General features: G+C 68.3%; 4 protein-coding genes. 1 reads left to right on the forward strand and 3 read right to left on the reverse strand.

The window, feature by feature from the left end; translation table 11 throughout:
• The 3 genes from HMPREF9440_RS05840 to mtnA form a co-directional block, all read right to left on the reverse strand.
• On the reverse strand, nucleotides 1–415 hold a 415-nt coding region (locus HMPREF9440_RS05840; protein WP_148516465.1), incomplete at its 3' end, for a hypothetical protein.
• On the reverse strand, nucleotides 412–1341 hold the full coding sequence (locus HMPREF9440_RS05845) for a class II aldolase/adducin family protein (RefSeq protein WP_008542409.1): 930 nt from the start codon (nucleotides 1339–1341) through the stop codon (nucleotides 412–414). The genes HMPREF9440_RS05840 and HMPREF9440_RS05845, both read right to left, overlap by 4 nt.
• Nucleotides 1342–1347: 6 nt before the next feature.
• Nucleotides 1348–2433: an S-methyl-5-thioribose-1-phosphate isomerase gene (gene mtnA, locus HMPREF9440_RS05850; RefSeq protein ID WP_008542410.1), complete on the reverse strand. Its 1086-nt coding sequence runs from the start codon at nucleotides 2431–2433 to the stop codon at nucleotides 1348–1350.
• Nucleotides 2434–2578: 145 nt separating this feature from the next.
• Here mtnA and HMPREF9440_RS11455 point away from each other — a divergent pair.
• Nucleotides 2579–3383, forward strand: an 805-nt coding sequence (locus HMPREF9440_RS11455) for a CoA-binding protein (RefSeq protein WP_008542411.1), incomplete at its 3' end; no start/stop codon positions are given.

Consider the following 3383-nt stretch of genomic DNA (forward strand, 5'->3'; position numbering starts at 1 on the left):
CCATGTGGAAGACCCCGTCGTCCAAAAACCGGTACATCCACGCCGTCTGGTCCGAGAGGTGGAAGACGTACTTCTGGGCGCAGTCGCCGAAGAGCGCGTAGACGTCCTTTTGGGTCGAGACGCCCGGCTTGATGAGGGCGAAGTGCGCGCGGTCGAGAACCTCCTCCTTCCTGACGAGGTTCCCGGCCGCGTCGAACGTGAGCCACCAGACCTGCTGCGACATCGGCTGCATCGAGTAGACGAGGCGGGTGGTGCCGTCATCCATCCTCGTCGCGGCGTCGGCGGGGCCCAGCTTCTCTTCGACCGCCTCACGGCTCATCGACAGATCCATCAGCTGCGGGTGCGCGCACGCCGCGAGCATGACGGGCAGAAGAAGACCGAGCACTCGCCCGGCCCAACGATGTCGAACACTCATTCCTTCTTCTCCTCGTAGGCGCACTCGAGGCTGTCGACCAAGGCATGCATCGCCTGCCGGAAGGAGGCTTTCGACACCCCCAGGAGCACGGCGTCCTCAAACATGTCGGTCATCATCGAACGCGCTTCCTCCCAGTTTTCCGAGAGGACCTTCACCTTTTCCGTGCAGGCGACGGTCGCCCCCGACGCGGTGCACCAGCGCTCGGGGGGCGAGGGTTCCTGCGGCTTCGCCGGAATCACGGCGGCATCGCCCTCGGCCGGCTGCATGCCGTAGGTGCGGAACTTTTCGATCACGCGGCGCATCTCGTCGGATTCAATCAGGCGCGGCTCGCCCAGCCCCCGCACGAGCACGTACTGCCGCGCGAGGTTTTCGACTTCCGCGGCGAGCGCGAGCGCCTTCTCCAGGGTCTTTCCGAGGGCAAGCACGCCGTGGTGCTCCAGCAGGCAGGCGTTCCGCTCGGCCAAGGCCGCCGCGGCCGCATCCGCCAGTTCGGGCGTCCCGAACGTTTTGTAGGGTGCGACCTCGATCGCGTCGCCGCCGGCCGCCGCCACCATGTAGTGAAAGGCCGGGATCCTCAGGCGCTGACACGCCAACGCCGTCGCGTACGCGGAGTGCGTGTGCACGACGGCCGAGACGTCGGGCCTGCGCGCGAGCACGCGCTCGTGCATTTCCCATTCGGACGACGCCCTGCGGCGGCCACGGTGGGCGCCGCCCCCGAAGGGCACGAACACGATGTCGTCGGGTTCGAGCGACTCGTAGGGAATCCCGGTGGGCGTGATCAGGAAGCCCGCGCGGCCGTCCTCGTCGGAGAGCGCCCGGACGGAGACGTTCCCCGACTTGTTGACGTTGATCCCGCGCCGGTTCATCGCGCGGGCGGTTTCAATGAGGCCCGCGCGCAGCGCGGCGCTGTCGATCGGCGTCGTCATGGGCTTTCAGTCCCGGATGAGGTCCTTGAAGACCGAGGCCAATTCGGTCGGCTTCACGATGCCGCGCTCGGTGATGATCCCGGTCACGAACCGGTTGTGCGTCACGTCGAAGGCGGGGTTCGCGACGGATTCGTCCAGGGGCGCGATCTGCACCGAGCTCGTGCGGCCCTCGGCGTTGACGCCGGTGACGACGAGCAGTTCGTTGGGCGAGCGGTTTTCGATCGGAATCTCGCGCTTGCCGTCCGAGAGCCGCATGTCGATCGTCGACGCGGGCGCGGCCGCGTAGAAGGGAATCTCGTTGTCGTAGGCCGCCAGGGCCTTGAGGTACGTCCCGATCTTGTTCGCGACGTCGCCGCGGCGCGTGATGCGGTCGGCGCCGACGATCACGAGGTCGACGTCGCCCTGCTGCATGAGCTGTCCGCCCGCGTTGTCCGCGATGATCGTGTGCGGCACGCCGTGCTCTTTGAGTTCCCAAGCGGTGAGAAGCCCCTGGTTGCGCGGACGCGTTTCGTCGACCCAGACGTGCACCGGCATGCCGCGCTCAAAGGCGGCGTAGATGGGCGCCAAGGCCGTGCCGTAGTCGACGGTGGCGAGCCACCCGGCGTTGCAGTGCGTGAGGATGTTGACGGGACGGCGAAGCTTCCGGTAGAGCTCGGCGATGACGGGCACGCCCGCCTCGCCGATCGCGCGGCACGTGAGCACGTCTTCCTGCGTGATCTCTTCGGCCAACTTCACCGCGGTCTCGGCGCGAAGCGACGGATCGCGCGGGAGCAGCGCCGCGAGCATGCGCTGCACGGCCCAGGAGAGGTTCACCGCCGTCGGGCGGGCGTTGGCGATCGTCTCCGCGGCGCTGATCAGCTTCGCGTTTTCCGGGTGCTCCTGCGCGGCCAAGGCCACGCCCCAGGCCCCCGTCACGCCGATCAGCGGCGCCCCGCGCACGCGCATCGTCGAGATCGCCTCGACGCAGTCGCGCCAGTCGCTCAGCACGCGCTTCTCGACGCGGTAGGGCAGCTGCGTCTGGTCGATGATCTCGACCGCGCGTCCGCCGTCAACGCTTCGAATGCTTCGTGTGGGAATGCCGTTGACCTTCATAGGGGCTCCTTTTCCTGTTTGTCTCCGGTACGTCCGTACCGCACGCCTATTCCTAAAGTTTAACGGGGCCGCGCGGGAATGGGACGGGCCTCCGTTTTTGGCTACACTGTCCGGAAGTTTTCCTTCCGGCTCCCCCGCCACCGCCATGACCACCGCCATCGAGCGCGCGCTCAACCCCCGCAGCATCGCCGTCGTCGGCGCCAGCGAAAGGCCCGAAAGCCGCGGCTTTCACCTTTGGCGCGCCGCGGCCCGCGCCGCGCAGGGGATCGCGCTCCATCCGGTGAATCCGAAGTACCGCTACGTGGGCGAACACCGCGCGTACGCGAGCACGGCGGAGGTGCCCGGCCCGGTCGACCTCGCGGTGCTCGCCCTCCCGCAGCGCCGTGTCGCCGAAGCCTTGGACAAGATGGACGCCTCGAAGGTGGGGGCGGTCCTCATCGCCCCCGAGGACGACAACCTCTTCGTCGACGGCCTCACCGCACGCGCCGTCGCCGACGCCGCCCGCGCGAAGGGCCTGCGTCTGATCGGTCCCGACTCGATCGGGATCGCCCTCCCGCACAAGGGCGTCAACGCGAGCTTCTGGGTCGAGATGCCTCCCGAAGGCAACATCGCCTTGATCACCCAGTCCGGGATGATCGCGAGTGCGCTCGTCGAGCGCATTCTCGAGACGAACGCGGGCTTTTCCGCCGTCGTCAATTCCGGCGCCGAGATGGACCTCGGCATGCCCGACTGGCTCGAACACTTCTCGCGCGACGTGAAGACCCGCGTGATCGCGATTCAGGTGGAAGCCATCCGCGAACCCGCCCGCTTCTGGAGCGCGCTCCGCGCGGCCGCGATGCGCAAGCCCGTCGTGGTGCTGCGCGCGGGCGCCCCCGAGGGGCACGTCCCCGAGCGGCTCGCCGCGCTCCGATTCGGCACCGACGCGGGCCGCCGCGAATCCTTCGCGGCGC

The sequence above is a fragment of the Sutterella parvirubra YIT 11816 genome, assembly GCF_000250875.1.
Lineage (GTDB): Bacteria > Pseudomonadota > Gammaproteobacteria > Burkholderiales > Burkholderiaceae_F > Sutterella > Sutterella parvirubra.

What these genes read in the sequence shown, in the direction of transcription:
- HMPREF9440_RS05845 (WP_008542409.1), bottom strand. Translation starts at nt 1,341, where the DNA reads ATGACGACGCCGATCGACAGCGCCGCGCTGCGCGCGGGCCTCATTGAA.
- mtnA (WP_008542410.1), bottom strand. Translation starts at nt 2,433, where the DNA reads ATGAAGGTCAACGGCATTCCCACACGAAGCATTCGAAGCGTTGACGGC.